The sequence below is a fragment of the Actinocrispum wychmicini genome (assembly GCF_004345645.1).
Classification (GTDB): domain Bacteria; phylum Actinomycetota; class Actinomycetes; order Mycobacteriales; family Pseudonocardiaceae; genus Kibdelosporangium; species Kibdelosporangium wychmicini.
The window spans coordinates 359,541-386,112 of sequence record NZ_SLWS01000003.1; the positions used below are offsets into that span (position 1 = coordinate 359,541).

Consider the following 26,572-nt stretch of genomic DNA (forward strand, 5'->3'; position numbering starts at 1 on the left):
GAATCACGCGGCCCATTGGAACACATGGTGACGCCGGCCATCCGAACCGACGGGTTGCTGAGGTAACACAATGTCAAGATCAGCTGCTGACCTGTCCGCCGCCGAGGAGACTTCGGGCTCCGCGCCGGATTCCCCTTGTCCCGACTCCTGTTTCTACCTCGACACCCTGCTGAGTGCCTTTCACCGCAACGCCGACCGCGTCGCGGTGGTCCACGACGGTGGGTCGCTCACCTACGCCGACCTGCTCGACGAGATGTACCGGCTGGCCCGCGCGCTGGAAGGCGTCGGCCTGGGCCGCGGCGACGGGGTGGCGGCGTTCCAGGACAACACACCGGGAACCCTGCTGGTCTGGATGGCGAGCCGGTTGCTGGGCTGCTACTTCGTCGGGATCCCCACGTACTCGTCGGCGTCGGAACAAGCCAAGATGCTCGAGTTCATGGAAGTCTCGGTGCTGGTGTACGAACCGGGGCCGGCCGCGGAGCGGGCCGCCGCTCTGGCCGGGCAGCACGGGGTCCCGACGATGTTGTCGCTCGGTCCCGGCCCGGTCGGCACCGACCTGCTGGCGTTGGCCGCCGATCAGCCCCGCACGCCGTTCCCGCCGCGGGCGCGGGAGGACGACATCGCCGACGTGCTGCTCACCAGCGGCAGCACCGGCGGCAGGCTGAAAGCGGCGGCCTACACGTTCCAGCGGCTGGGCGAACTGGTCAAGGCCTGGCTGGCGTTCGACACCCAGGACGTGGCCGGGGCCGCCGCGTACCGGGCCCCCGGCTGCAGCCTGCTCCGGTTCATCGCGATGACCATGTCGCACGGCGTCGCCGCGCTGCCGGCGATGCTCAACGGCGCCACGTTCGTGTTGCAGCAGAGCCTGGACCCGGGCGTCGCGCTGCGGGCGATCGAGGAGCAGCGCATCTCCGTGCTCACGACGTTCCCGTCGCACACCTACCAGCTGATCGACCACCCGGACGTCACCAGGACCGACTTCGCCAGCCTGCGCCTGCTGGTCTACTACGGCGCGCCGATGTCGCCGGCCCGGCTGAAGCGGGCGATGGCGGTGTTCGGGCCGGTGTTGTGCCAGATCTACGGGCAGACCGAGACCCGGCTGGTGTGCTGGCTGTCGCCCGAGGACCATGCCGCGGACCGGCCGGAGTTGCTGCGCTCGATCGGCCGGCCGCTGCCGGGAGTCGAGGTGCAGGTGCGGACCGGCACCGCGGTCGCCGCGGTGGGGGAGATCGGCGAGATCTGCGTGCGTACGGCGTACCAGATGAACCACTACTGGCGGCAGCCGGAGCTCACCGCGGAGACGATCGTCGACGGCTGGATCCGGACCGGGGATCTCGGCTACCTGGACGCCGAGGGCTACGTCTACCTGGTCGACCGGTTGCGGGACATCGTGCTGGTGAACGCGATCAACTGCTACACCGTGGACATCGAGAACGTGCTCGCCGGGCATCCGGCGGTCCGCGAGGCGGTGGCGGTGGGCCTGCCCGATCCGCACACCGGGGAGGCGGTGCACGCGGCCGTGGTCCGGCACCCCGACGCCGAGGTGTCCGAAGCGGAACTGCGTGCGCTCGTCCGGGTCGAACTGAGCGAGCTTGACGAGCCGAGGACCGTGCTCTTCCTGGACGCGATCCCGGTGACCCGGGCGGGGAAACGGGACAAGAACGCCGTTCGTGAGCTGGTGGCCCAGCGGATCGGCTCAGCCGGGCGATCGGGATGACACCAGAGGGGCCACTGCCGCGCCGGAGTCTCGGGGACCTGGCCGTCTCCGCGCAAGGTCTCGGCTGCATGGGGATGAGCGAGTTCCGTGGCCCGGTCGACGACCACGAGTCGATCCGCGCCGTCCACCGCGCGCTCGACCTCGGTGTGGTCATGCTCGACACGGCCGACATCTACGGCTCCGGCCACAACGAACGCCTGGTGGGCTGGGCCATCCGGGGCCGGCGGGACCAGGTCGTGCTCTCCACCAAGGTCGGCATCATCCGGACCGCCGACCCACGGGAGCGGCTGCTCTGCGGCCAGCGCGACCACATCCGCCGGGGCTGCGAGGAGTCGCTGCGCCGGCTGGGCGTCGACCACATCGACATCTACTACCAGCACCGGCTGGATCCGGCGACGCCGGTCGAGGAGACGATGCAGGCGATGGCGGAGCTCGTCGCCGACGGCAAGATCCGCCATGTCGGCCTGTCGGAGGCCAGTGCGGCCGACATCCGCCGCGCGCACGCCGTGCATCCGGTGACGGCCGTGCAGAGCGAGTGGAGCCTGTTCACGCGCGGCATCGAGGCCGACGTGGTGCCGACGTGCCGGGAACTCGGCGTCGGCCTGGTCGCGAGCTCCCCGCTGGCCAGAGGCCTGTTGTCGGACCGGATCCGGGAGGTGGACCAGCTGACGCGGTCCGACGACCGGCGAAGCAATCCCCGGTTCGCGGCCGGGAACTTCGAACGGAACATGCGGCTGGTCGCCGCCCTGCGGGAGTTCGCGGCGAGCCGCCAGCTCAGCGTCTGCCAGCTGGCACTGGCGTGGGTGCAGCACCGCGGCGAGGACGTCGTACCGATCCCGGGGGCCGAGTGCCGCCGGCACGTCGACGAGAACGTCCACGCGGTGGACGTCGATCTGTCGGCCGACGAGCTGAGGCAGGTCGAGCTGCTGTGTCCGGCGGAGGCCGTGGTGGGCCACCGGCTGGACGCGCGGCGGGCGCGGATGCTGGATCCCGCGGTCGTTCTCTGACCCGACACAGGAGGGACGCGCATGCGCAGACTGTGGTGGATCTTCCCGGACCGCAGCTCGATCCGCCAGCGGCAGCGGATGAACGAGCTGGTCTGGGATCACTACCAGGCCGCGGCCGACCGTTGCGGGATCGACTTCGCGCGGCATGACGCCGGTTCGGTGGTCGTGGACGGCATCGGCGGCCCACGGCCCGAGGTGTTCGTCGACGGGGTGCCGGTGACTCCGGCCGACACGGTGTTCGTGACGTCGCTGTGGACGTTCCCGCACCAGGTCGGCGACACGTTCAAGCAGGTCACCGTGTTCACCGTGCTCGACCAGTTGAGGTTCTACCTCCCGGTGCCGCCACGGCTGACGCTCATCGGGACCGACAAGATGGCGACCGCGCTGTACCTGGCCGACTGCCCGATCCCGCCGATCCCGACGTTCCGGTTCGGCACCGGGCGCGACGACCCGGTCACCGGTGCGGCGTCCCTGGCCGCGCTGCCGTACCCCGTCGTGGTCAAACCCACCGGCTGGGGCGGCGGGCTCGGCGTCCTGCTCGCCGAGGACGAGCGCCACCTGCGGACGATCGCGTCGTTGGCGGCGGGCTCGGACTGTCCGCTGGTCTGCCAGCGCTATCTGGGCGACGGAACCACGGACTACCGACTGTACATCGTGGACGGACGGGCGCATTCCGTGCTGCACCGCGTGCCGCGACCGGGTGAGGTGGCGTCGAACGCCAGCCGGGGCGGCAGCACCGAACTCGTCGACGTCCCGGCGCGGCTGCTGGACGCGGTCGGGTATCTGGCCGAGAAGTTCCCGGTCCCGTACTTCTGCGCGGATTTTCTCTTTGACGGCCGCGACTTCCACCTGTCCGAGATCGAGCTGGACGGTGTGTACACACCGGACCAGAAGGGCCGGGACACGGGTGTGCTCGAGGCGCGGTTCGCCGCGTACGAACGGCATCACCGGCAGTTCCTCGAACAGTCGGCTCAGTTCGCGTAGGAGCTGCTCATTCGGCGCGCAGGGCGAGAAAGAAGTCGACCCGGCTTTCCAATGTGGACAGTGAGCGGCCGGTGAGGTCCTCGATGCGTTGGATCCGGTAGCGGAGGGTGTTGATGTGCAGGTGGAGCTGTTCCGCGCATTGGGTCCACGAGCCGGAGCAGTCCAGGAACGCCTTCAGGGTGGGCACCAGGTCGGTGTGGTGGGTGCGGTCGTAGTCGAGCACCGGGCCGAGGACCCGGAGCCGGAACGTGTGCCGGATGTCCAGGGGGACCGTGGTCAGCAGCAGGGTGTGCGAGTCGATCTCGTCGGTCGCGACCATGGAGATGCGGCCGGGTCGCTTTTCCGCCAGCAGCCGGGCTTGCCGCGCTTCGTGCAGCGCGCCCGGCAGGCCGTCGGGGCCGGCGGCGGGCAGGCTCACGCCCAAAGTGAGCCGGTTCCGGAGCAGGCCGGTTTCCAGGAGCTGGGCCTGACTCTGCAGGTCGACGGCCGCGCCGGGGACCAGAGCGACGGCCTCGTCGCCGAGCGCGGCCGTCCTGGCCGGATCAGGCAATGTGGCCAGCAGTTCCTCCAGGACCGCGCAGGCGACTGAGCCGTCCGGTTCGTCGGTCATGGTCGCCGTGACCGCCGTGTAGTGCCCGTCCGGGAGGCCGCCTTCGGCGAACGCCGACTTCAGGTCTGTCGGGTTGGGATGGTCGGACTGGGTCAGCCGGACGAGCCGTTCGACCGGCGCGCGTTGCGCGCGTCGGGCGTCCAGGAAACGCTCCCGTTCCAGGGCCACCAAGGACACCAGCTCGGTCACGGTGTCGTGCAGCATCCGCGGCCAGTGTCGGTGATCGCCCTCGAACGCCAGGAACCATCCGGTGACGCGGGGTCCGCCGCCGACCTGGAACAGCGAGTACGTCGTGGGGACCACGCCGTGGGTGATGTGGATGACGTGCGGCAGCCGCGTAGCGCCGAGGAACTGGGCCGCCAGCCGTCGCGAACGGGGGTTGCTGAGCGCTGACGGAAGTTGCGCCGGGGCGCGGCCGGTGGCGGTCAGCAGCCAACACGGCACCTCGGCGTCCGTGGCGGACAGGCGGAGCAGGGCGTCGAGCCCGGCGCGGTCGGCCACGGCGGTGAGCAGGCGACGTTGCCGGCCGAGCTGGTTGGCGAGGTCGATGTGCCGGTCGGCCATCAGGGCCTGGATCACCTGCTCGGTGATCGTCCCGAACGACACGTCGACGGGCACCTCGAGCAGCGGGATGTCGTGCTCGCGGCAGGCCGCCACAAGGTCGTCGGGGACTGAGCCGTACGCGGCGTCACCAGCGGCCAGGCAGGCGATGTGCCCGGCCGCCGCGGCCGCGGCGAACGCCGCCGAGTCCGCCGGGCCACGCCGCCACATCAGGCCGGTCAGCAGCAGTTCGCCGCCGGACAGGTAGCGGCGCGGGTCCGGCAGGTCGGTGGTGAACACCCACCGGATCGGCCGGTCCAGGCCGGTGTCCCCGGTCAACGGCACCAGCCGCAGCTCGGTCAGGCCGAGGAGATCACGAACCCGCATGCTTTCACCTCCACCTGGAAGACGTCGTCCGTGCAGCGTAACTTTTCCCACCCCGGGCGGATCCTCCAAAACACGGTAACCCGCCCGCCGCCGGTTTCGTAGGTCTTGTGGCTGGTCGCCCCCTCGCTTTGGTTGATTTACTCACTGACCACGCTGGGTTATGGAGAAGGGAGTGTGCGGTGGCTGGAAAGTTCTCGCTGCTGCTCAAGGATTGCCAACTGGTGAATGTGTGTTCCGGCGAGATCTATCCGACCGACATCGCGATCGACGGCGAGAAGATCGTGTCGATCGATCGGGCGAACCACGCGGACGCCGCCGAGGTGGTGGACTGCGCCGGGCTGTACGCGATGCCGGGGCTGATCGACCCGCACATGCACGTCGACACGACCTCGCTGTGGCCGGGCGAGCTCGCCCGGGTGCTGGTGCCGCTGGGCACGACCACGGTGTTCGTGGACATGTCCAACGTGATCACGACCGGCGGGCCGGCCGCGGTCCGCGGGCTGATCGACAGTTTCGAAGGGCTGCCACTGCGGGCGTTCTTCGCGATGGCCTCGTATTCGCCGCTCGACCCGACCCGCGAGACGGTGGCGTACGAGCTGAAGCTGGACGACCTGGCCACGATGCTGTCCTGGCCGGAGTCGGTGAGCATCGGCGAGACGGTCTCGTCGAAGATCCTCGCCGGCGACGAGGAATACCTCTCGCGGATCGCGTTGTGCCTGCGGCACGGCCACCGGGTCAGCGGGCACGGCGGCGATCTGCCGCCCGGCCAGGAATCGGCGTTCGACGCGTACGTCGCCGCCGGAATTCGCGACGACCATTGCGTGATGCGGCCCCGGGACATTCCGCCGCGACTGCGTCGTGGATTGTCACTTTTCACCGTGGAATCGTCCGGCCGGGAGAACCTGACCAACGGACTCGCGGCATACGTCCGGGACGCCGGAATTCCGACCAGGCACCTGCATTTCTGTATCGACAACATCACGGTGATGAGCATGGTCGGCGACGGTTTCGGATATCTCGACCGCTCGGTCCGGGTGGCCATGGACGCCGGCCTGCCGCCGGTGGACGTGATCCGGATGGGCACGTTGAACACCGCCGAGCACTACCGCAAGTCGCACCTGATCGGCAGCGTCACCCCCGGCCGGCTGGCCGACGTGCTGTTGGTCCGCGAACTGGACCAGTTCCCGCCGGAGATCGTGGTCACCGGCGGCCGGGTGGTGGCCCGCAAGGGGGAGCTGGTCGTCGACGTCCCGAAGCCCCGGTTCCCGCGGGCGTACCGGGAAAGTATCCGGCTGCACGAGTCGGTGAGCGCGGCACGGCTCGCCCTGCCCGCCCCGCCCGGCGCGGCCGAGGTCGACGTCCGCGTGATCCAGGTCAACGACCAGGACGCCGCGCTCAACAAATCCGCCGGCGCGACCCTGCCGGTCGTCGGCGGGCTCGTGCGGCCGGACCCGGCCCAGGACGTGCTGAAGTTCTGTGTTGTCGAGCGGTACGACCGCAACGGCAACGTGGCCGTCGGCTTCGCCAAGGGCTTCGGCCTGAAGCGGGGCGCCATCGCCACCTCGGTGTCGGTGCCGTCGAACAACATCGTCGCGGTCGGCACCACCGACGAGGAGATCTGGGCCGCGATCCGGCACGTCACCGCGATCCAGGGCGGGTACGCCGTGGTCGCCGGCGGTGACGTGCTGGCCGAGGTGCGGCTGCCGGTCGGCGGGATCATCTCCGAGGAGCCGTTCGAGGACGTGGTGGCCGCGATCCGGGACGCCGAACGGATCGCCGGCCAGGCGCTGGACTGCGCCCTGCTCAACCCGCTGCGGGCGCTCACCGCGACCGTCCTGCCCACCCTGCCCGACTACGGCATGACCGACCTCGGCCTGGTCGACGTGGCCGCGCGGCGGTTCGTGCCGGTGCTGGAGAGTGCCCGATGAGCCACCTGGTGGGATTGTCCGAGGAGGTCGCGCGGCTGCGGAGGCGGGTCCGGGCCGCGCTCGGCGAGGAGCCGGCCGACCTCGTGCTGCGCGACTGCCGCGTGGTCAACACGTACTCCGAGGAGATCCACGCCGCCGACATCGCGGTGCTCGACGGCAGGATCGTCGCGGTCCGTGACCGGTTCGACGGCGAGAGCCTCCAGGAGTACGACTGCGGCGGCCGGTTCGCCCTGCCGGGGCTGGTCGAGCCGCAGTTCTACCCGATGCTCGTCGGGATCGAGGCCGCCCGGGAGGCGCTCGCGAACGGCACCACGTCGGTCGTCGGCTGGGGTCCCGGCCACAACTCAGCGTCCCCGGACGAACTGGGGAACGTTCCCTGGCGGGTCTACGGCGTGGCCGAGTCGGGCCTGCCGACGGGACTGCGGTTCACCCCGGTGTCGCTGACCGAAGGACTGTCCTTCGCGGACGGCCAGGACCTGTTGACGCCGCTGCGGCACGGCCGCACGCTGATGCTGACCGACACCGGGAACGCGCTTCCGTTGCTGGACATGCTCGCTGACATCGTCGCGCGCGCCCTGGACACCCGGCACATCTGCCTGGGGGAGACGGAAAGCAAGGTGTACCGGCCGTTTCTCGCCGCGCTCGCGGCCGGCGTGCCGTTGCTGCGCGCGGTTCAGATGGCCGGGCTCAACGCGGCCACGCACTACGGCATCAACCACGAGATCGGCAGCCTGTCGCCGGGCCGGTGGGCGGACATCGTGCTGCTGGCGGAGTTGGACCGGTTCCCGCCCGACCGGGTGTACGTCGGCGGCACGCTCGTCGCCTCGGCCGGGACACCTCGATGGTAGAGCCGCTGCTCGACGTCCGCGACCTGGCCGTCGAGTTCCCCGGCAAGGCACCGGTCCGGGCGGTCAACGGCGTCTCGCTGACGCTGCGGCCCGGCCAGGTGCTGGGTGTGCTGGGCGAGTCGGGATCTGGCAAGAGCATGCTGCTGCGCACGATCCTCGGCATCCAGCCGGCGAAGGCCCGGGTGACCGGCCAGGTGTGGATGCGCGGCCAGGACCTCCTGGACATGCCGGAGACCAAACGAGCCAAAACTCGCGGCTCGTGGCTGTCGATGGTGTTCCAGAACCCGATGACCGCGCTGGACCCGGTGTTCACTGTGGAGGATCAGATCGTCCAGCCGCTCATGCGGCACACCGGCCGCACCCGCCCACAAGCTCGCGCCCGCGCGCTCGAACTGCTGAAGCTCGTGCAGATCTCGTCGCCGGAACGGCGGTTGAAGGCGTATCCGTTCGAGCTGAGCGGCGGCATGCGGCAACGCGTGGCGATCGCGGCCGCGCTGGCGTGCGACACGAGCCTCCTGCTCGCCGACGAGCCGACGACCGCGCTCGACGTGACCGTGCAGGCCCGGATCCTCAGTCTGCTCCGCTCGTTGCAGGCCGAGCTGGGGATGAGCGTGATCGTCGTGACGCACGACGTGGGGGTGGCGGCGGAGATCGCCGAAGAGGTGGTCGTGATGTACGCGGGCCGCGTCGTCGAACACGGCTCGGTACGGGACGTCCTGCGTGACCCGCAGCACCCGTACACCCAGGGCCTGCTGGCCGCGAACGTGCGGCCCGGCCAGCACGAACGCCCGGTCGCCATCCCCGGCTCGCCACCGAACCCGGCCCACCTGCCGCCGGGATGCGTGTTCGAGCCGCGCTGCGCGTTCGCCAGGGACGAGTGCGGACAGCGCGTACCGGACCTGGTGTCGGTTACGGGGAGTCACGAAGCGAGATGTGTGCTGGTAACAGGGGTCAGCGAAGGAGTTGGTGAGGATGCGAGGCACTAGAGCAGCGTTGCTCGGTGTCTGTGCGCTGGTGGTCGTCGCGTGCGGTACGACCACGCAGGCCCCGGCAGGTGGTGACGCGTCGGCCGACCGCAGTGGGTCGGGCGGCACGCTGGTGATCGGCATGTCGGGCGCGAACGTGCCCATCGCGAACACCCCACCGAGTGACGGCGCCGAAGGCGTGCGCTGGGTCGGGAACTCGGTGTACGACGCGTTGACCGCGTTCGATCTCGACCAGTCGGACAAGGCGCCCACGCCTGGTCCGTGGCTCGCGGAGAGCTGGACGTTGTCCCCGGACAAGCTCGCCTGGACGTTCAAACTGCGCAAAGGCGTGAAGTTCCAGGACGGCACCGACTTCAACGCCGACGCCGTGGTGTTCCAGCTCGACCGGATCACCAAGAAGGACTCGCCGTACTTCGACCAGGCCGTGTACATCAACAACAAGTTCTACACCCAGTACATCGCCTCGTACCGCGCGGTCGACCCGACCACGGTTGAGATCCGGACCGCGGCGCCGTATTCGTTGCTGCTGTGGGACCTGACGTCGATCTACTTCCCGAGCCCGGCGGCCGTGAAGCAGTACGGCAACAGGGACTACCCGATGCACGCGGTCGGCACCGGGCCGTTCAAGATGACCAGGTACGTCCAGGGGTCGGAGATGGAACTGGACGCGTTCGACGGTTATTGGGGCGGTCGGGCGAAACTGGACAAGATCCGGCTGCGGGTGATGCCGGACGCGGCCACCCGGCTCGCCGCGCTGCAGTCCGGCGACATCAACTGGGCCGAGGTGCCGCCGCCGGACTCGGTGCCCCAGCTGAAAACCCAGGGCTTCAACGTCCTTTTGCGACCGTACCCGCACACGATGGCGTTCTACCTCAACAATCTGCGGGCGCCGTTCAACAATCCCAAGGTCCGCGAGGCACTGCAGTACGCGATTAACCGGGAAGCGATGTGCAACAACCTGTTGAGCGGCCTGTGCACGCCGGCGACCCAGACCGCGTACGAGGGGCATCCGTGGTTCGATCCGGTGCTGGGCAACAAGTACCACTACGATCCGGCCAAGGCGAAGCAGTTGCTGGCCGAGGGTGGGTACGCCAAGGGTCTGACGATGACGGTCGCGGCGCCGACCGGCGGCTCCGGGAACATGTGGCCGGGCCCGATGCTGGAGTTCATCCAGTCGAACCTGAAGGACGTCGGCGTGGACATGAAGATCGTCCCGCTGGAGTGGAACCTGGTCGTGGCGATCGGTCGCGCAGGGTTCGCCGCGCAGGGCAACGACAAGTACGACGCGATCTACAACTCGATCTCGTGGGGCGCGCCCTTCTTGGCGGACCGCTACTCCACGGCCCGGATCCCGCCTGGCGGCTGCTGCAACACGATGGGGTACAGCAACCCTGAGGTGGACAAGGCGTTCCAGGCCGTGCAGTCGGAGTTCGACCCGAAGAAGGCGGACGCGCTGATGGCCAAGGCGCTCGGCCTGGCCGCGGCCGACTCGCCCGCCACGTACATCGTCCATGACCTGAACCTGCGGGTGCTCTCGCCTAAAGTCCGTGGCTTCGTCCAACCTCAGGCCTGGTATGTGGACCTGCGGAAGGTCTGGGTCAAAGTGTCATGAACGCCGTGCTGAAACGCCTCGCGATGGCTGTTCCGGCGCTGCTTGGCGTGTCCGTGGTGAGCTTCCTGCTGCTGAACGTGCTGCCCGGCGACCCGCTCGCCGGGCTCACCGGCCCGGCCACCACCCAGGCCGACCGGGACGCGCTCGCCCATGACCTCGGCCTGGACCGGTCGGTGTTCGTTCAGTACTGGCTGTGGCTGACGAGATTGCTGAGCGGTGACATGGGTTTCTCGTTGCCGCGCGGCCGTCCGGTGGCCGAGCTGATCGGGACCGCGTTGCCCAACACGGTCGTGCTGGCCGCCGCGGCCGCTGTGTTGGGTCTCGCGGCCGGCATCCTGCTCGGTTCGTTGGCCGCGCTGTGGGTCGGGCGGTGGCCGGACCGGCTCATTTCGGGCTCGTCCGTGCTCGGGTTGAGCATCCCGAACTACTGGCTGTCCATCCTGCTGATCATTGTGTTCGCCACGGGTTTGAAGGTGCTCCCGGCCGGCGGCATGCACGGCCCGGACGGCGGGTTCGGCGACCTGCTGGCCCATCTGGTGCTGCCCGCGATCGCCGCGTCCGGCGTCACCGCCGGGCTGACCGCGCGGATGACCAGGGCCAGCCTGCTGGAGACGCTCGGCGAGGACTTCGTGCTGACGCTCCGGGCCCAAGGCCTGAGCAAGCGTCAGGTGTTCGGGCACGTGGCCAAAAACGCGGCGCCGCCGATCTTCGCGGTCGGCGGCCTGCAGATCGGGTACCTGTTGGGCGGCTCGGTGCTCGTCGAGACGATCTTCTCCTGGCCCGGCCTGGGACAGCTGATGTACCAGGCGATCGCCGAACGGGACCTGCGCGTCGTGCAGGGCGCGGTGTTGGTGATCGCGGTGACGTTCGTCGTGGTGAACCTGGTGGTCGACCTCCTGCAGGCGGTCGTCAACCCACGGCTGAGGCGAGGTGTGTGACGTGACCGACCTTGTAGCTGTGCGGTCCTACAACACAGAGGTCCGTGGCCGGCTGTTCCGCGACCCGGCCGCGGTGGTGTGCCTGCTGATTCTCGCCGCGCTGGTGTTCGCCGCGATCGCCGCACCCCTGCTGACGTCGTACGACCCGTTGCAGGTGTCGGTGACATCGCGGCTGCTGCCCGTCGGGTCGTCAGGGCACGTCCTCGGCACCGACGAGCTGGGCCGGGACGTGCTCAGCCGGCTGCTGCACGGCGGACGACTGTCGTTGCTGACTGGGATCGTGCCCATCCTTGTGGCGACGGTGGTGGGCACGTTGCTCGGCGCCGTGATCGCGTACGTCGGCGGTCCGCTGTCCTCGGCGCTCGCCCGAGCCTTGGACATGTCGTACGCGTTCCCGGCGATCCTGATCGGCATCGCGGTCACCGCGTCGCTCGGTCCCGGCACGGCGAACTCGATCATCGCGCTGAGCATCGCGTTCATCCCGCCGATCGCCCGGGTCGCGGAGTCGGCCACCCGCCAAGTCGTCGTGCAGGAGTACATCGAGGCCGCCCGGCTGTCCGGGGCGCGGTGGCACCGGATCATCCTCAGCCAGATCCTGCCGAACGTGTTCGGGCCGGTGTTCGTGTACGCGTCCGGGATGGTGGGGCTGAGCATCAGCGTCGGCGCCGGGCTGAGCTTCCTCGGCCTCGGCACCCCGCCGCCGACCCCGGAGTGGGGCTCGATGCTCAACAGCCTCCGCGCGTCGATCTACGTGCAGCCGCTGGTGGTCGCGTTGCCCGGGTTGTTCATCTTCCTCGCGTCGGTGGCGTTCAACGTGTTGAGCGACAGCCTGCGCGACGCGCTCGACGTCCGGGAGGGCTGATGGAACCGTTGTTGCGGGTATCCGATGTGTCCAAGCGGTTCAAGGTCCGGGGCGGGCACGTGTCCGCTGTCGACGATGTGTCCTTCTACGTGCAGGCCGGCGACACCGTCGGGATCGTCGGCGAGTCGGGGTCGGGCAAGTCCACTTTGGCCCGGCTGGTGCTGCGGCTGATCGAGCCGGACACCGGTGAGGTCGTGTTCGACGGCAAGAACGTCGCCGAGGCGCGCGGTGCCGGTCTGAAGGAACTGCGGCGCGGCATGCAGATGGTGTTCCAGGACCCGTACTCGTCGGTCAACCCGCGGATGCCGATCGGCGGCAACATCGGGTTCCCGATGAAGGTGCAGGGCTTCGGGAAACGCGAGATCCGGGACCGTACCGCGGATCTCCTGGACCAGGTTGGCCTGCACCCGAACCACGCGTCGTACTATCCGCACCAGCTCAGCGGCGGCCAGTTGCAACGGGTGAACATCGCCCGCGCGCTGACCATGGAGCCGAAGCTGGTGGTCTGCGACGAGCCACTGTCCGCTTTGGACAAGTCGATCCAGGCCCAGGTGCTCAACCTGTTGCGGGACCTGCGCGAGCGGCTCGGCCTGACCTATCTGTTCATCAGCCACGACCTGAACGTGGTCGAGTACTTCAGCGACCACGTGCTGGTGGTGTACCTCGGTCACGTCGTGGAGTCGTGCCCGGCCAAGGACCTGTACCGCGAGCCGCTGCACCCGTACACCAAGGTGCTGCTGTCCGCGATCCCGAGCGTCGACCCGGACACCCGGACCGAGGCGCAGGCGTTGGGCGGCGAACCGCCCAGCCCGCTCGACCCGCCGTCCGGCTGCCGGTTCCGCACCCGGTGCCCGCTCGCCATGGACATCTGCGCCAGGGAGAAACCGGCGCTGCGCGAGGCGGCCACCGGCCACAGCGTCGCCTGTCACCTATTCGAGGAGCGAGTCTGACCCATGTCCAGGATTGCCATCCGCAACGCCACGATCGTCACGATGAACCCCGGCAGGCAGGTCCTCCGCGACCGGGTGCTGGTGGTGGCCGGTGACCGAATCGCCGGCCTCGAACCCGCCGCCACGTGGGTGCCCTCGCCAGGCGACGAGATCCTCGACGCCCGCGGCCGGATCGTGCTGCCCGGTTTCGTGAACACCCACGCGCACACCGCGCAGCAGCTCGGCCGTGGCCTCGCTGACGACGTGGACCTGATGACCCTGCTGCACGACCGGGTGTTCCCATACGAGAGCAGCATGGCCCCGGACGACAGTTACGTCAGCACGCTGCTGTTCGGCATCGAGCAGATCGCCAACGGCACCACGACGTTCGCGGACGCCGGCATCCAGCACGCCTCGCCGACTGTCCAGGGCATCACCGAACTGGGCATCCGGGCGGCGTTCTGCTACTCCGTCACGGACGCGGGGGAGGGGTTGCCGTCCGGGTGGAAGCTGTCCGCCGACGAGTCCATCGCCCGCCAGGAGGAGGCGTACGCGCGGTACCACGGCGCCGCGAACGGCCGGATCCGCTGGTGGTTCGGGCTGCGGACGTTGTTCAACAACTCCGACCAGGTGGTGGAGCTGACTGCTGAGGCCGCGCGCCGCCTGAACACGCACGTGCACATGCACCTCGCGCAGTCGCCCGGTGAGGTGAAGTACTGCCAGGACGCCCGCGGCGCCAGCCCGATCCGGCTGCTGGCCAAACTCGGCCTGCTCGGGCCGAACCTGCTGGCCGTGCACTGCCTGTATACGGACGACGAAGAGATCGACCTGATGGCCGAGCACGGCGTCAAGCTGTCGCACAACCCGGCCGCGGGCCTGAAGATCATGGGAGTTCCCCGGATCATCCCGTTCCGCGAGCGCGGTGTGGTGACCGCGTTGGGGACCGACTCGGGCGCGTCAAACAACCGCAACAGCATGCCGGACGAGATGTGGCTGACCACGTTGCTGCAGAAGGGAGCGCACGGCGACCCGGCGGTGATGACCGCGCAGGAGGTGCTGGAGATGGCGACCATCGACGGCGCCCGCGCGTTGGGCTGGGACGACGAGATCGGGTCGCTGGAGGTCGGCAAGAAGGCGGACCTGGTGGTGGTCGACCCGGGCACGTCGAACATGCAGCCGCTGCACGACCCGATCGCGAACCTGGTGTTCTGTATGAAGACAGACAATATCCAGTATACAATGTGCGACGGTGTCTGGTTGATGAAAGACCGTCGGATCGGGCACGTCGACGTCCCGGCCGTGCTGCGTGCGGTGCACGAGCATGCCGGTCAGGTCCGTGAACGGTCCGGAATCCAACTGCCCGCGCGGTTCCCCGGGGCATGACGGCTCTCTGGGCACCGGATCGTCGTGCCGCGACCGTCGGCATCGTGCTGCTGGTGACGCTGACCGCGTTCGAGCGGATGGGCGTCACCACGGCGATGCCACGGCTCGTGGCCGAACTGCACGGCGAGGAGCTGTACGCGTGGCCGTTTCTGTCCTTTTTGGTCGCCAGCGTGGTCGCGACCGTGTTGGCCGGGCAGCTCTGCGACCGGTACGGCCCGGCCCGGGTGGTCATGGCCGGGCCGGCGTTGTTCCTGGTCGGGCTGCTGGTGGCCGGGTTCGCGCCGTCGATACCGGTGTTGCTGGCCGGCCGGGTGCTGCAGGGGTTGGGCGCGGGCACGCAGACCGTGGTGTCCACTGTCCTGATCGGACTGGTGTATCCGGAACGGGACCGGCCGGCCGCGTTCGGCGCGGTGTCGGCGGCGTGGGTGCTGCCCGCGCTGATCGGGCCGGCCGTGTCCGGTGTGGTGACCGAGCGGATCGGCTGGCGCTTCGTGTTCCTCGGTCTGGTGCCGCTCGTGGTGGTGGCGGCGTTGCTGCTGGTTCCTGTGCTTCGGCGGCTGCCGGAGCACGACGGCGCCCCGCCCCGGCAAGGTCGACTGCTCGCCGCGGTCGGGGCGGCCGCCGGTGTCGCCGGACTGAGTTGGGCCGCGCAGCACCCGTCGGCGGTCATGGTGGCGCTTGGGCTGGCTTCGTTGGCGGTTCTCTATGTGGCGCAACGGTCTTTGCTGCCCGCGGGGACACTGCTGGCTCGTCGTGGCCTGCCGGTGACGATTCTGGCCCGTGGGTTGCTGGCAGGGGCATATTTTTCTTGTGTCGCTTATGTTCCGTTGACGTTAACGGTCGTTCACGGGTTTGATCCGCTGCTCGCCGGCCTGCCGCTGACGGTCGGCTCGTTGGGGTGGGCCAGCGCCTCGGCTTGGCAGGGGAGGCACCGCGACCTGGCCCGGCCCGTGCTGCTGCGTTGGGGGTTCGTGTTCGTCGCGGCCGGGGTCGCGACGCTTTCGCTCGTGGCCCCGGCGTGGGGTGTGCCGTGGGTGGCGTTGCCCGCGATGGCGTTGGCGGGCGCGGGGATGGGGCTCGGTGTGTCCAGCGTCAGCGTGCTCACGCTGGCCGCGTCCACGCCGTCGGACCGTGGGTTCAACTCGTCCGCCATGTGGCTCGCCGACCAGCTCGGCTCGGCCGTGCTGGTCGGCATCGGCGGGATTCTCGTCCCGGCGGCGGGCGCCGGGACGTTGAACCTGCTCATGGCCGGTGTCGCCGTGGTGGGCGCGGTCGTCACCGGACCCAGGGTTACTTCGCCTGGACCGGGAGGTCACCGACCGGGCAGTCGGCCACCCCGACGGTCGGCCGGGTGATGCTCTCGACCTGTTCCTGCGCCTTCTGCGGGTCGTTGACCCACAGCTTGTAGAAGTCGAACGGGCACTCCGCGACGCCCTTGTCGCCGTCACCGGCGGCGTGTACCCCGGAGTAGCCCCGGTGCAGCAGCTTGAACAGGTGGTTCTGCGACTGGTCGTGCTCCCGCGCGTCCCGGATCGCCGACAGGGACAGCTGGGCGAACTGGATGCCGTACTCCTCCTCGCCGGTCTCACCGAGCGTGCGCCCGTCGAAGCCGATGATCGAGGAGTGGCCGAAGTACGAGTAGACGCCGTCGAACCCGGCCGCGTTGGCCACCGCGACATAGCAGTTGTTCGACCACGCCATCGCCTTGGCCATCAACACCTGCTGGTCCTTGGCCGGGTACATGTAGCCCTGACAGCGCACGATCAGCTCCGCGCCCTTCATCGCGCAGTCCCGCCAGATCTCCGGGTAGTTGCCGTCGTCGCAGATGATCAGCGAGATCTTCATCCCTTTGGGACCGTCGGTGACGTACGTGCTGTCGCCGGGGTACCACCCCTCGATCGGGCACCACGGCAGGATCTTGCGGTACTTCTGCACGATGTCGCCGCTGTCGTTGATGAGCACCAACGTGTTGTACGGCGGCTTGTTCGGGTGGTCCTCGTGCCGTTCGCCGGTGAGCGAGAACACGCCCCAGGTGTGCGCCTCCCGGCAGGCGGCGGCGAAGATCTCGGTCTCCGGACCGGGAATCGACGACGCCGTCTCGAACATCTCGGCGGTGTCGTACATGATCCCGTGCGTGGAGTACTCCGGGAAGACCACCAGGTCCATGCCCGGCAGGCCCCTTTTCATGCCGACCAGCATGTCGGCGATGGCCTTGGCGTTGTCCAGCACCTCGGCCCGGGTGTGCAGCCGCGGCATCTTGTAGTTGACGACCGCGACGCCGACGGTGTCGGGGCTGGCGGAGATGTCACCGTGTCGCATCAGTTCTCCTTGGTTGGGTTATGCCGGAACAGGTTCGGTGACGCGTTTCATGCTGAGCAGTCGGGCGAGCGCGACCAGGACGATGACGATGCCGGCGGACAGCAGCCCGGTGGCGGTGTCCGAGCGCATCCCGCCGGTCATCCCCAGGAACGCCGGAACCGCGCACGTCGGCAAGCTGAGCAACGTGACGGTCCAGCCGGTGAACGTGGTGAACTGCTGCTTCCCCAACCCGAGCACCAGGAAGAACAGTGCCCACAGCAACGCCCACGCCAGCCAGATCACGCCGAACACCGGATCTCCGTTGCGCCAGAACGAAATCCCCGAGTAAACCACGGCGGCCCCGGCCACGAACAACGAAAACCACCCGATCCCCGCCGGATCCAACCCGGCCAACCCGGCGATGCCCACATACAGGTAGGTGATGCCGAACAGGTACACCCCGGAAGCGGCCAGGATCGCGTTGGCGTCCCCGCCCGCCTGAATGATCAACACGGTCGGCGTAACACACTGCAACCCACCCACGAACAGGTTCAGCGGAGCGGCCGACCTGGCCGACACCCGCCCGAGCAACGCCAGCCCGTTGACCAGCAACACCGCCCCGACATAGAGCAGGCCCACGTTTCCCATGACCGCCTCCGCCCGGTTGATACCAGATGGAATAGTTTCAGATGAAAATAAGAGACGACGGGGGCGCCGTCAAGGTGTATCGACAGCGACCACAGGTCGGCGTGGACGACAGCCCGCCGGCACAGCTCTAGCCGAGCAGCGCCATGGCCTGCTCGGTGGTGGTGCCGGGGTTGGTCAGCGTGGACCAGTTCTGCCACACCTTCTCGCGGGCGCCCGGCGTGGCCAGCAACCGCCGGGCACAGTCGGCCTCGGCGGGTCCGTATCCGGGACCCAGCAGGGTCTCCCGCGTGGCGATGTCGCTCCCGACGGCCGTGTACGGCCCGATGTCCACCGACATCGGCGCCGGATCGGGAACGGCGCCGGCCGTCTGCGCGAGCAGCCACAGGGCGACGACCGTGCGCGCCTGCCCTCGGGCGTCGCGTTCCGCAGCGATCCCCGTTACCTGTGCCGCGACGTCGCCGGCAAGCGCGTTCCGGTAGGTCGCCTCGGCCGCGCCTCGGGGCCAGACCAGCCATACGCCGTCGCCCTGCCGGATTTCGGGTAGCCGGTCGCGGGCGACGGGTGGCACGGCGCCCGCGACCGGTCCGACCGCTGCCGCCCAGTGCGGAATCCACGAGGCGTACGCGGGATAGGCGCAGTACGTCACCGTGTCCCGCTGTTCGCAATGCCACGCGTCCGGCTCCGCGACACGTGCGTCGCGTTCCCTGGCCGTCGCGTTGGGGTCGGCCGCCATCGCGACGGCTCCCGCCGGCACCGCCACGGCCACCGCCAGCAGCGCGACGCCAAGCCGGACTACCCGGATCCGATGCCGGAGCAGGGCGAGGCTCCCGAACAACGCCACGCAGGCGATCAGGTACCCGAGATGGGTCCCGGCCGGACGCTCCGGCCAGCCGGGACCGTTGTGCAGCACCAGCGGCAGGAACCAGCCGCCGTACCCGCCCAGGTTGCGGTTCATCAGGGTGGCGAGCACGAGCAGGACCAGGACCACCGGCCCGGCCACGAGACCGGGGAACCAGCGGCCCACGGCCACTCCGAGTGCGGCGGTCGCGGCCACCGCCGCGATGCCGGTGAGCACCTCCAGGACGTCGAGCCGGCCGGCCACCGGTCCCTGGGCGACCCTGATCACCAGGTATCCGACGATGGGCACGGCGGCGATGGCGGCGCCCACGACGGCCGCGGCGGCAGCGACCGACCAGGTCCGCTCGGCGGCCCGTCCCGGCAACGCCGCCATCCCGTCGAAGCCGCCGTGCCGTCGGTCGCGCGACGCAGCCAGGTTCGCGACCAGCAGCACCGCGGCGGCGACCAGCAGCGCGTGGCCGGTCATCGACACCGTGTCGACCGTGAGATCAGGCGCCCAGTCCCAGCTCTCGGCCAGCTGCCAGGCCAACGCGACGGCGGCCGCGGCCCACAGGAACGGGTTGCGGAGCAGGCGGCGGACCTCGAAACGGACCAGCTCTCGCCTCACCCGGCCGCCCCGAGGCACCGCAGATATCCGTCCTCAATGGACGGTTCGGCCGGCTCAGCGGCCGGCGGCCGCTGGTCCAGAACTCGGTAACGGCCGTCCGCCGTACGCCAGAACAGCCCGCCGGACGGCCGGGACGCGGTGATCCACACGTGTCCGGCGGCGACCGCCGCCAGCTCGGCCGGGGTTCCGTCGAAAGCCACCCGCCCACCGGCCAGCACGACGACCCGCTCGCACAGGGCGGCGACGTCCTCGGTCTGGTGGGTGGACAGCAGCACGGTACGGCTCTCGCCGAGCCGGGACACCAAGGCACGGAACCGCATCCGCTGCTCGGGATCAAGGCCGACCGTCGGCTCGTCGAGGACGAGCAGCTCGGGCGCGCCGAGCAGGGCCTGGGCCAGCGCCAGCCGGCGGCGCATCCCGCCGGACAGCCGCCGCACCCTGGTCGCGGCCCGGTCGGTCAGGTCGACCTCGGCCAGCACGCGACGAACCTCGCGATGCCGCGACCGCCGATCGGTCATGTCCTTCAGGATCGCGACGTAGTCCACCAGGTCGAAGGCGGTGAAATGCGGGTACGGGCCGGGTTCCTGGGGCAGGTAGCCGAGCCGCCTGCGCAGCTCGGTCCGCTCGTCCCGGCGGGCCGGGTCGAGCCCCAGGGCCCGGATCGAGCCCGTGTCCGGCGCGAGCGTCGTCGCCAGGCATCGCAGCAGTGTCGACTTGCCGGCGCCGTTCGGCCCGAGCAGGCCGGTGACGCCGGTGCCGATCGACAGGTCCAGCCCGTCGAGCACGAGCCGGCGACCGTGCCGCTTGACGAGCCCGGTCACCCGGACGGACGTCGTCATGGCGCCGGCTCGACTGCCGGGCAGTGCGTTCCCGGTGCCGGGGTCCGGCCGGTCACCAGGTACCGATCGGCCGCCTCGACCACGCACGCGCTGCCCTTCCAGTAAACGCCGTGCCCCCAGCCGTCGTAGGTGAGCAGGACGGCGCCACTCTGCCGGGCCGCGGCACCCGCCCACTCAAGCGGGGTGGACGGGTCGTACCGGCTGTTGACCATCAGGATCGGCGGCGCACCCCGCACCACCAGCCGGTGCTGCGGGTTGCGGACCCGGTCCGACAGCCCGACGCACCGGAGCGTGACGTCCCAGGCGACGGGGGACCGCCGGATGTCCGGCGCCGCCCAGCTCGACGCCAACCGGTACACCGCCAGCTCGGCCGCGCCGCTCACCAGCAGGCTCAGGTCCTGGCAGGCGATCGCGCCGACCGGGTCCCGCCAGGTGCCCGGCGGATCGTCCGGGCCGGGGCCGGCCGGCGGGCGGAAGTCCGGGATCGGGATCGTGGTGCCGTCCCGGAGCGCGACCAGCAGCCTCGCCAGCAGGTCCCACTGCGGCCCGTACGACGTGTAGTTGGTGAAGAACAGCAGGTTCTGCTCGGTGACCTGGGTGGGCGCCGCCGGTGGCTGCCGGTGCGCGTAGAGCTGCCCACGGTCGGCCTTGTCGCGCAGGTCGGCCACCAGCCGTCGCACGTTTTGGCCGTGCAGGGCGCATCCGGTGGTCCGCGCGCACCAGGCGACGAACTGCTCGAAGCTCTCCTGGGCCGCCGTCGCCTCGGTGCGCAGGAAACGCCACGTGGTGGGCAGGCTGTGGTCCCAGTTGCCGTCCAACGCCATCGTGCGGATGCGGTCCGGGTACCGCTCGGCGTACTGCTGGCCCAGCAGTGTTCCGTACGAGTGCCCGTAGTAGTTGAGTTTTCCCTCGCCGACGGCGGCGCGGATCGCCTCCAGGTCCTGGACACCGCTGGCGGTGTCCAGGAAGTCGTACACCGGACCGGTGAGCCGGCGGCACGCGTCGGTGTAGGCCCGGTTGGCCGCGACCCGCCGGGCGAAGTCGGCCTGGGTCCGCGGCTCGGCCGGCACCGGGTCGCCGGTCCACGGACAGCGCACCGGGTTGCTGGCGCCGACCCCGCGAGGATCGAGGCTCAGCACGTCGAACCGCCGGTGCGTCTCCGGTGACAACAACGTCCCCCGCTTGACCGCGGCCACCCCGCTGCCGCCCGGCCCGCCCGGGCCGAAGACCAGGGTGCCGAGCCGGGCGGTCGGGTCGGTCGCCCGGCGGCGGGCCACCGCGATCCCGATCCTCGGTCCGTCCGGCCGCGACCAGTCGACCGGCACGGGCACCGTGCCGCAGTCCACTTCGGACACATCGGGGCAGGGCGTCCACCCGATTCCGGCCGCGGGTTCGGCGCCGGCCGGCCCGGCCGTCACCGCGCCGGCGATCAACCCGACTACCAGGAAACGCAAGGCATTCACATCCGTTCTCCAGGATCAAGGCGCCTGCGGCGCGCGTACAGGACAGCCCCGCAGACAACCGCGGCGGCGCCGTAGCCGAGTTGGACCACCGGCTGGAAAAGCAGGAACCGGCCGAGGCTCTGGGTCGCGAGCACGGCACCGACCCAGAGCGCGGCAAGGCCGGCGGCGGCGACCGGGATCGGCACCCGGGTCCCGGCGGCGAGCGAGGCGACGGTCAGCATCAACGCCGGGAGCAGCCAAGCGGCACTGAGCCCGAGCGGCCCGGCCAGGAACGGCGCCGCCACACCGGTCAGCAGGGTCGCCGCGACGAGCACCGCGCCCGCCCGGACCAGCAGCAGCCGGACACCGGCCAGCGGGGTGGCGGCATGCAACTCGTACGCGGTGTCCACGGCCGGTCCGTACGCCACCGAGATGCCGCCGAGCGGCAACACCGGTGCGATCACCAGGAAGAGCAGCAGCGCGACCGGGCTGCCGTCGGAAAGCCGGGCCGCGGCCACCGCGAAGGCCAGCACCAGGACCACGGCCAGCAGCCACGCGCGGCTCAACGCCGGGGTGGCCAGCAGCAGCCGGGCCACGTGTTCGGGCACGACCCGGCCGAGCAGACGCTCCACAGGCGACCTCCGCGGCGGGGCGACCCGCTCCTGGACACCGTCCCAGGACGCGGCGAGCCACGACTCGTCCACCGGCACGGCCGCCCGGCACTGCACACAGCCGACCAGATGTGCCTCCACCGACATCGCCCGCGGCGGGTCGATCCGTCCTTCGAGATAGCCCCGGAGCAGGTCGTCCGGAACATGCCAGCCGGTCACGCCAACGCCCTCCGAAGCTTGGCCCTGGCCCGCATGGCCCGGGTCTTGACGGTGCCCTCGGGGATCCCGAGCAGGCGGGCGGCCTCCCGGGTGGTGAGACCGTCGAGCACGGTGGCCTGGATCACGGCCCGCAGTTCGGGCGAGAGGCTGCCCATGGCCGCGCCGAGGTCGCCGTGTTCCACCCCGAGCAGGACCCGGTCCTCGGCGGACTCGGTGATCGCGTGCGCCTCGTCCAACTCCTCGTGTGCCGCGCGGGACGTCCGCAGCGACGAGATCAGCCGCCGCACCCCGATCGTCCAGATCCACGCCGCCACCTCGCCCGCGCCGGGATCGAACCGGCCGGCTCCCCGCCACACCGCCACGAACGTGTCCTGAATCGCGTCGTCGACGACATCGCCGTTGGCACACCGCCGCGCCAACCGGGCCCGCAGCCAGGGCGCGTGCCGCCGGTGCAACAGCCGCAACGCCGCCACCTGCCCTGTGGCCGCCGCGGCGACCAGGTCCACATCGGAGCTGTCATCGTCGACCACGACGGGATCACGCCGCCGCCATCGGGAAACCGAACGCACAACCCGACTATCGCAGTCCACCCACCGACCGGTTCATGATCATCTCCGGGCCTTGGGCGCCAAGCGAACGCCGGAGAAGCGGACACCTTCTGGCCGCAATCCATGCGAAGGTGATCACATGACGGTCTTGGACACCCGGGCACTCAACCGCGCGACACTCGCCCGGCAGTTGCTGCTCGACCGCGCCGACATGCCGGCCGTCGACGCGGTCAAGCACCTGTGCGGCATGCAGGCGCAGGAGCCGCAGGAACCGTTCGTCGGTCTCTGGTCGCGGCTGCGCGCGTTCGACCCGGCGGAGCTCTCGGACATGCTGGTCGGACGTCGCGTGGTCCGAACCCATCTCATGCGACGCACCATGCACTTGCTCACCGCCGAGGACGCACTGGCGTGGCGGGCCCGCCACGATGCCATGCTGCGCCAACGGGTTCTCGGGACCTACCGCCAGGAACTCGACGGAGTGGATCTCGACCAGCTCGCGGCAGCGGGCCGGGCGGTGATGGCCGACGACGAACCGCGCTCGACGCGCGAGCTCGCGCGGGCAGTTGCTGACCGCTGGCCCACGCCGGGACCGCAGATACTGGGGGAGATGTTGGGTGCCCTGCTCCCGATGGCGCAACTGCCACCGCGCGGGCTGTGGCGCACGAAGGCCGGTGTGCGGCACGTGCTGCTCGCCTCGTGGCTGGGGCGGCAGGTCGACCCGCCGGCCGCGAACGGCACCGATCCGGTCGGCGAGGCGTTGGTGCGGCGGTATCTGGCCGCGTACGGGCCTGCGACCGTGGCCGACCTGCGAGCCTGGTCCGGCCTGGCCGGCCTGCCGGCGGCGGTCGCGGCGGTCCGCGACGAACTGGTCACCTTCCGTGACGAAAGCGGCCGGGAACTCGTCGACCTGCCGGACGCGCCCGTCCGGACCCGGACCCGGACACGCCCGCGCCGGTGCGGTTCCTGCCGGCGTTCGACAACGCGATCCTCGGCTACCACGACCGTAGCCGGATCATCGACCACGCCCATCGTCTCCTGTCGGTCGCCGGCGAGCGCGTCGTGCTCGTCGACGGCCGCGTCGCCGCGACCTGGACCGTCGACGCGGACACGGTCGTGGTCACTCCGCTGCGCCGTTTCACCCGAGCCGACCGAGCTGACGTCGCCGAGCATGGGCGGGAACTGGCGTTGTTCCTCTCCGACAACGAAAGCGGGCGGGTCCGGGTCGCTAAAGCCGGGCGATGATGTCGAAGTCGTAGCCGTCCGCGACGGCCAGGTGGACGTGTTGGGCGGCTTGCTGGCCGTGGAACTCGACCGTTCCTCTTGGCCCGTGGTAGGCGAAGCCGTCGACGACGGCGGCCATCTCGGGCAGCCGGGCCGAGCCCGCCCGCTCGGCCAGCATCGCGAGGGTGTGCAGGCCTTCGTAGCAGGATTCCGCCGCGTTGTTCAGCGGTGGGGCGTCCGGGCCGTGCAGGCCGACGTACCGGTCGAGCAGGTCCATCGCGTCGGCGTTGACCAGGGAGCGGAAGTACGCGGCCGCGACGAAGAGGTTCCTCGTCGCCTGGCATCCGCTCGCCAGCAGCATGTTCTCCTCCATCAACGGGCTGAACCGCAGCATCCGCTCGTGCAGGCCGCGGCGGGCGAACTGGCGGTTGAACTCCACCGCGTCCTGCCCGACAAGCAGCATGAGCACGCCGTCGCAGCGGGCCGCGTCGACTTTCGCGACCAGTTCGGCCATGTCGCCGCCAAGTTCGGCATACGCCTCGCCGGCCACGTGCAGCCCCAGTTCCCGGGCGAACTGCCGGACCGCGGCGCCTGACTCGCGCGGCCACACGTAGTCGTCGCCGGCCACGAACCAGCGCCGCGCACCCATGTTGGTACGCAGCCACGCCAACGCGGGCGCGATCTGCAGCCGGGGGATCTCGCCGGAGCAGAAGATGCCCGGCCGGCGTTCGCCACCCTCGTACAGCGGGGTGTACGCGTACGGGATGCGGCCGGCGACCACGGGCGCGAGCGCGTTGCGGACCGACGAGATGTGCCACCCGCTCACCGCGTCCACCTGCCCGGCCGTGATCAGCTCGGTCAGGCGGGTGGCGACGATGCCCGGCGGGGCGCCGCCGTCCACGATCTCCAGCGTGACCTCACGGCCGAGCACGCCACTCTCGGCGTTCAGCTCGTGCGCCGCGAGCTCGGCGATCGCCTCACAGGACGGCCCGAACAGCCCGGCCGGGCCGTGCAGTGGGATGACCATCGCGACCCGCCAGGCGTCCCGGTGATCCCTGACGGTCCCGCCCACTGCCATGAGAGCTCCGCACTCGGATATACTTTCATCTGGAAGTCTTCCAATTGACACCGATTTCCGCAAGCAGTGAGGACGAACCGACGATGTCTGACCGCGGCACCACGAACCGGCCAGGCACGACCGTGACGGATCCGCTCACCCAACTGCTCACCCGCGCGGTCCGCACGGTGACCACCCAGGTGGAGAACGTGCTGAAGCCCGAGGGTCTCACCCTGGACCAGTGGCTGGTCATCGAGGCGCTGACCGGCCGGCGCGGCCTGACCATGGCCGAGCTCGCCGACCGCACCACAGCGACCGGGCCGACCCTGACCAGGGTGGTCGACCGCCTGGTCACCACCGCGGCCGTCTACCGCGAAGTGGACCCGAACGACCGCCGTAAAGTCCGGGTCTACCTGAGCCCCCGCGGCCGGTCCACACACAAACGGATCGCGGTGAAAGTGCGCGAAATCGAACGCGCCCTGCTTGACCGCACAGGAGATCCGGCAGCGGCCCTCGAAGCGCTCGCCCACTGGACCCACTAGTTGCCGCGGTGTTCGCCGGCCACCTCTGAGCTGGGTAACCCCCGCCGCTAGGCTCTGGCCATGGTGGTCGTCGCTGCGCTTCAGATGGGTTCGTCCCCGGAGGGAACCGCGGCCACGCTGGAGCGGGTTCTCGGCTTCGAGGCCGCGATCCGAGCCGCCAACGTCGCGGTAGTCGTTCTGCCTGAGGCGATTCTCGGCGGTTACCCGGAGTCTCGCATGTCAGACGAGCAGTACGCCCGGTACTTCAGCCAGGCTGTTGAGATCCCCGGTCCGGAGATCGAGGCGTTGGCTGGGCTGGCGGCTTCGACCGGTGCGTCGTTGGTAGTCGGCGTGATCGAGCGGTGCGGCTCGACTCTGTACTGCACGGTGGTGTTCCTGGATCCGGTGCGCGGCTTGACCGCGTCGCACCGAAAGCTGGTACCGACCGGGCGGGAACGCGTGGTCTGGGGGCGGGGCGACGGCTCGACCTTGCCGGTTGTGCCGACCGCCGCTGGTCTCGCGGGCGCGGCGATATGCTGGGAGAACCTGATGCCGTTGTTGCGGGCCGCGATGTACGCGAAGGGGATCGAGCTGTGGTGTGCGCCGACTGTGGACGACGGAGACGCCTGGTTGGCGACGGCGCGCCATATCGCCTGCGAGGGCCGATGTTTCGTAGTCAGTGCGTGTCAGCATGGGACTTCTGAGGCATTCACTGGCGGTAGCGTGATCGTCGGCCCCCGCGGAGATGTCCTCGCGGGACCATTGCGCGACGGCGAAGGACTGCTGACCGCGGAGATCGACCCCGCCCAGGTGGTCACGGCCCGGCGTGATCTCGATGTGTCCGGTCACTACGCTCGACCGGACGTTTTCGCGTTGACAGTCGACGAGACAGCAAGGCCCGGTGTCAGTTACCGCACAGACGCCTGACTTGTCGTTCAAGCGGTTCGGCGACCTCGGTGCACGCGGTCGTTA

The 26,572-nt window shown here is 70.0% G+C and carries 23 protein-coding genes and 1 pseudogene; 15 read left to right on the forward strand and 9 right to left on the reverse strand.

Going from position 1 to position 26,572, the window contains the following annotated elements:
• Positions 1-70 precede the first annotated feature (70 nt).
• The 3 genes from EV192_RS15855 to EV192_RS15865 are packed head-to-tail and all read left to right on the forward strand — an operon-like array spanning position 71 to position 3,708.
• Entirely contained in the window at positions 71-1,717 is a 1,647-nt protein-coding gene (locus EV192_RS15855) for an AMP-binding protein (RefSeq protein ID WP_132115917.1), read from the forward strand.
• Positions 1,714-2,724: an aldo/keto reductase gene (locus tag EV192_RS15860; RefSeq protein WP_132115919.1), complete on the forward strand. Its 1,011-nt coding sequence runs from the start codon at positions 1,714-1,716 to the stop codon at positions 2,722-2,724. Before EV192_RS15855 ends, EV192_RS15860 begins: the two co-directional genes overlap by 4 nt.
• Positions 2,725-2,745: 21 nt before the next feature.
• Positions 2,746-3,708 carry an ATP-grasp domain-containing protein gene (locus EV192_RS15865; RefSeq protein WP_132115921.1) on the forward strand — a complete coding sequence of 321 codons (963 nt, stop codon included), beginning with the start codon at positions 2,746-2,748 and terminating at the stop codon, positions 3,706-3,708.
• Positions 3,709-3,715: 7 nt separating this feature from the next.
• On the opposite strand, the gene EV192_RS15870 is transcribed toward EV192_RS15865, so the two are convergent.
• Complete coding sequence (locus EV192_RS15870; RefSeq protein WP_132115923.1) at positions 3,716-5,245, reverse strand: PucR family transcriptional regulator; 1,530 nt, start codon at positions 5,243-5,245, stop codon at positions 3,716-3,718.
• 179 nt (positions 5,246-5,424) lie between these two features.
• On the opposite strand from EV192_RS15870, the gene EV192_RS15875 reads away from it, so the two are divergent.
• Genes EV192_RS15875 through EV192_RS15915 form a run of 9 tightly spaced genes read left to right on the forward strand, consistent with a single transcriptional unit; the run spans position 5,425 to position 16,086 of the window.
• Positions 5,425-7,173, forward strand: coding sequence for an adenine deaminase C-terminal domain-containing protein (locus tag EV192_RS15875; protein WP_132115925.1), 1,749 nt, complete (start codon positions 5,425-5,427; stop codon positions 7,171-7,173).
• Positions 7,170-8,021, forward strand: a complete 852-nt coding sequence (locus EV192_RS15880) for an amidohydrolase family protein (protein ID WP_132115927.1) — start codon at positions 7,170-7,172, stop codon at positions 8,019-8,021. The genes EV192_RS15875 and EV192_RS15880 overlap by 4 nt, the downstream gene beginning before the upstream one ends.
• Positions 8,015-9,007 (forward strand): ABC transporter ATP-binding protein, encoded by a 993-nt coding sequence (locus EV192_RS15885; RefSeq protein WP_132115929.1) that lies wholly within the window; start codon positions 8,015-8,017, stop codon positions 9,005-9,007. The genes EV192_RS15880 and EV192_RS15885 overlap by 7 nt, the downstream gene beginning before the upstream one ends.
• Positions 8,994-10,619, forward strand: coding sequence for an ABC transporter substrate-binding protein (locus EV192_RS15890; RefSeq protein ID WP_132115931.1), 1,626 nt, complete (start codon positions 8,994-8,996; stop codon positions 10,617-10,619). The genes EV192_RS15885 and EV192_RS15890 overlap by 14 nt, the downstream gene beginning before the upstream one ends.
• Positions 10,616-11,557, forward strand: a complete 942-nt coding sequence (locus EV192_RS15895; RefSeq protein WP_132115933.1) for an ABC transporter permease — start codon at positions 10,616-10,618, stop codon at positions 11,555-11,557. The genes EV192_RS15890 and EV192_RS15895 overlap by 4 nt, the downstream gene beginning before the upstream one ends.
• Position 11,558: 1 nt before the next feature.
• A complete protein-coding gene (locus tag EV192_RS15900) occupies positions 11,559-12,419 on the forward strand; it encodes an ABC transporter permease (protein ID WP_207926073.1) in 861 nt (286 codons plus the stop codon).
• Positions 12,416-13,369 carry an ABC transporter ATP-binding protein gene (locus EV192_RS15905; protein ID WP_132116778.1) on the forward strand — a complete coding sequence of 318 codons (954 nt, stop codon included), beginning with the start codon at positions 12,416-12,418 and terminating at the stop codon, positions 13,367-13,369. The genes EV192_RS15900 and EV192_RS15905 overlap by 4 nt, the downstream gene beginning before the upstream one ends.
• Before the next feature lie 3 nt (positions 13,370-13,372).
• Positions 13,373-14,731 carry an amidohydrolase family protein gene (locus EV192_RS15910; RefSeq protein WP_132115937.1) on the forward strand — a complete coding sequence of 453 codons (1,359 nt, stop codon included), beginning with the start codon at positions 13,373-13,375 and terminating at the stop codon, positions 14,729-14,731.
• Positions 14,728-16,086, forward strand: coding sequence for an MFS transporter (locus EV192_RS15915; RefSeq protein ID WP_132115939.1), 1,359 nt, complete (start codon positions 14,728-14,730; stop codon positions 16,084-16,086). The genes EV192_RS15910 and EV192_RS15915 overlap by 4 nt, the downstream gene beginning before the upstream one ends.
• Here the strand turns inward: EV192_RS15915 and EV192_RS15920 are convergent.
• From EV192_RS15920 to EV192_RS15950, 7 genes are all read right to left on the reverse strand, one after another.
• Entirely contained in the window at positions 16,022-17,050 is a 1,029-nt protein-coding gene (locus EV192_RS15920) for an aliphatic amidase (RefSeq protein WP_132115941.1), read from the reverse strand. The genes EV192_RS15915 and EV192_RS15920 overlap by 65 nt on opposite strands.
• Before the next feature lie 18 nt (positions 17,051-17,068).
• Positions 17,069-17,677, reverse strand: a complete 609-nt coding sequence (locus EV192_RS15925) for an AmiS/UreI family transporter (RefSeq protein ID WP_132115943.1) — start codon at positions 17,675-17,677, stop codon at positions 17,069-17,071.
• 127 nt (positions 17,678-17,804) lie between these two features.
• Positions 17,805-19,142 carry a hypothetical protein gene (locus EV192_RS15930; protein WP_132115945.1) on the reverse strand — a complete coding sequence of 446 codons (1,338 nt, stop codon included), beginning with the start codon at positions 19,140-19,142 and terminating at the stop codon, positions 17,805-17,807.
• Positions 19,139-19,981, reverse strand: coding sequence for an ATP-binding cassette domain-containing protein (locus tag EV192_RS15935; protein ID WP_132115947.1), 843 nt, complete (start codon positions 19,979-19,981; stop codon positions 19,139-19,141). The genes EV192_RS15930 and EV192_RS15935 overlap by 4 nt, the downstream gene beginning before the upstream one ends.
• Positions 19,978-21,435, reverse strand: coding sequence for an alpha/beta hydrolase (locus tag EV192_RS15940; protein WP_165960399.1), 1,458 nt, complete (start codon positions 21,433-21,435; stop codon positions 19,978-19,980). The genes EV192_RS15935 and EV192_RS15940 overlap by 4 nt, the downstream gene beginning before the upstream one ends.
• 5 nt (positions 21,436-21,440) lie before the next feature.
• On the reverse strand, positions 21,441-22,253 hold the full coding sequence (locus EV192_RS15945) for a zf-HC2 domain-containing protein (RefSeq protein ID WP_132115951.1): 813 nt from the start codon (positions 22,251-22,253) through the stop codon (positions 21,441-21,443).
• On the reverse strand, positions 22,250-22,822 hold the full coding sequence (locus EV192_RS15950; RefSeq protein ID WP_132115953.1) for an RNA polymerase sigma factor: 573 nt from the start codon (positions 22,820-22,822) through the stop codon (positions 22,250-22,252). Before EV192_RS15950 ends, EV192_RS15945 begins: the two co-directional genes overlap by 4 nt.
• A gap of 118 nt (positions 22,823-22,940) precedes the next feature.
• Between EV192_RS15950 and EV192_RS15955 the strand changes: the two are divergent.
• Positions 22,941-24,043, forward strand: a pseudogene (locus EV192_RS15955) (winged helix DNA-binding domain-containing protein).
• On the opposite strand, the gene EV192_RS15960 reads toward EV192_RS15955, so the two are convergent.
• A complete protein-coding gene (locus EV192_RS15960) occupies positions 24,027-25,100 on the reverse strand; it encodes a substrate-binding domain-containing protein (protein WP_243726866.1) in 1,074 nt (357 codons plus the stop codon). The pseudogene EV192_RS15955 and the gene EV192_RS15960 overlap by 17 nt on opposite strands.
• Before the next feature lie 83 nt (positions 25,101-25,183).
• Between EV192_RS15960 and EV192_RS15965 the strand changes: the two genes are divergently transcribed.
• On the forward strand, positions 25,184-25,621 hold the full coding sequence (locus EV192_RS15965) for a MarR family transcriptional regulator (RefSeq protein WP_132115955.1): 438 nt from the start codon (positions 25,184-25,186) through the stop codon (positions 25,619-25,621).
• A 60-nt stretch (positions 25,622-25,681) separates the two neighbouring features.
• The gene (locus tag EV192_RS15970) at positions 25,682-26,527 is read left to right on the forward strand and encodes a carbon-nitrogen hydrolase family protein (RefSeq protein WP_207926074.1); all 846 of its coding nucleotides are present in this window, start codon (positions 25,682-25,684) and stop codon (positions 26,525-26,527) included.
• The last annotated feature ends 45 nt before the right edge of the window (positions 26,528-26,572 follow it).

Excerpts from the sequence above, each read along its gene's own strand:
- EV192_RS15855 (WP_132115917.1), top strand. The coding sequence starts at position 71 with ATGTCAAGATCAGCTGCTGACCTGTCCGCCGCCGAGGAGACTTCGGGC.
- EV192_RS15860 (WP_132115919.1), top strand. The coding sequence starts at position 1,714 with ATGACACCAGAGGGGCCACTGCCGCGCCGGAGTCTCGGGGACCTGGCC.
- EV192_RS15865 (WP_132115921.1), top strand. The coding sequence starts at position 2,746 with ATGCGCAGACTGTGGTGGATCTTCCCGGACCGCAGCTCGATCCGCCAG.
- EV192_RS15870 (WP_132115923.1), bottom strand. The coding sequence starts at position 5,245 with ATGCGGGTTCGTGATCTCCTCGGCCTGACCGAGCTGCGGCTGGTGCCG.
- EV192_RS15880 (WP_132115927.1), top strand. The coding sequence starts at position 7,170 with ATGAGCCACCTGGTGGGATTGTCCGAGGAGGTCGCGCGGCTGCGGAGG.
- EV192_RS15885 (WP_132115929.1), top strand. The coding sequence starts at position 8,015 with ATGGTAGAGCCGCTGCTCGACGTCCGCGACCTGGCCGTCGAGTTCCCC.
- EV192_RS15890 (WP_132115931.1), top strand. The coding sequence starts at position 8,994 with ATGCGAGGCACTAGAGCAGCGTTGCTCGGTGTCTGTGCGCTGGTGGTC.
- EV192_RS15895 (WP_132115933.1), top strand. The coding sequence starts at position 10,616 with ATGAACGCCGTGCTGAAACGCCTCGCGATGGCTGTTCCGGCGCTGCTT.
- EV192_RS15910 (WP_132115937.1), top strand. The coding sequence starts at position 13,373 with ATGTCCAGGATTGCCATCCGCAACGCCACGATCGTCACGATGAACCCC.
- EV192_RS15915 (WP_132115939.1), top strand. The coding sequence starts at position 14,728 with ATGACGGCTCTCTGGGCACCGGATCGTCGTGCCGCGACCGTCGGCATC.
- EV192_RS15920 (WP_132115941.1), bottom strand. The coding sequence starts at position 17,050 with ATGCGACACGGTGACATCTCCGCCAGCCCCGACACCGTCGGCGTCGCG.
- EV192_RS15925 (WP_132115943.1), bottom strand. The coding sequence starts at position 17,677 with ATGGGAAACGTGGGCCTGCTCTATGTCGGGGCGGTGTTGCTGGTCAAC.
- EV192_RS15935 (WP_132115947.1), bottom strand. The coding sequence starts at position 19,981 with ATGACGACGTCCGTCCGGGTGACCGGGCTCGTCAAGCGGCACGGTCGC.
- EV192_RS15960 (WP_243726866.1), bottom strand. The coding sequence starts at position 25,100 with ATGGCAGTGGGCGGGACCGTCAGGGATCACCGGGACGCCTGGCGGGTC.
- EV192_RS15965 (WP_132115955.1), top strand. The coding sequence starts at position 25,184 with ATGTCTGACCGCGGCACCACGAACCGGCCAGGCACGACCGTGACGGAT.
- EV192_RS15970 (WP_207926074.1), top strand. The coding sequence starts at position 25,682 with ATGGTGGTCGTCGCTGCGCTTCAGATGGGTTCGTCCCCGGAGGGAACC.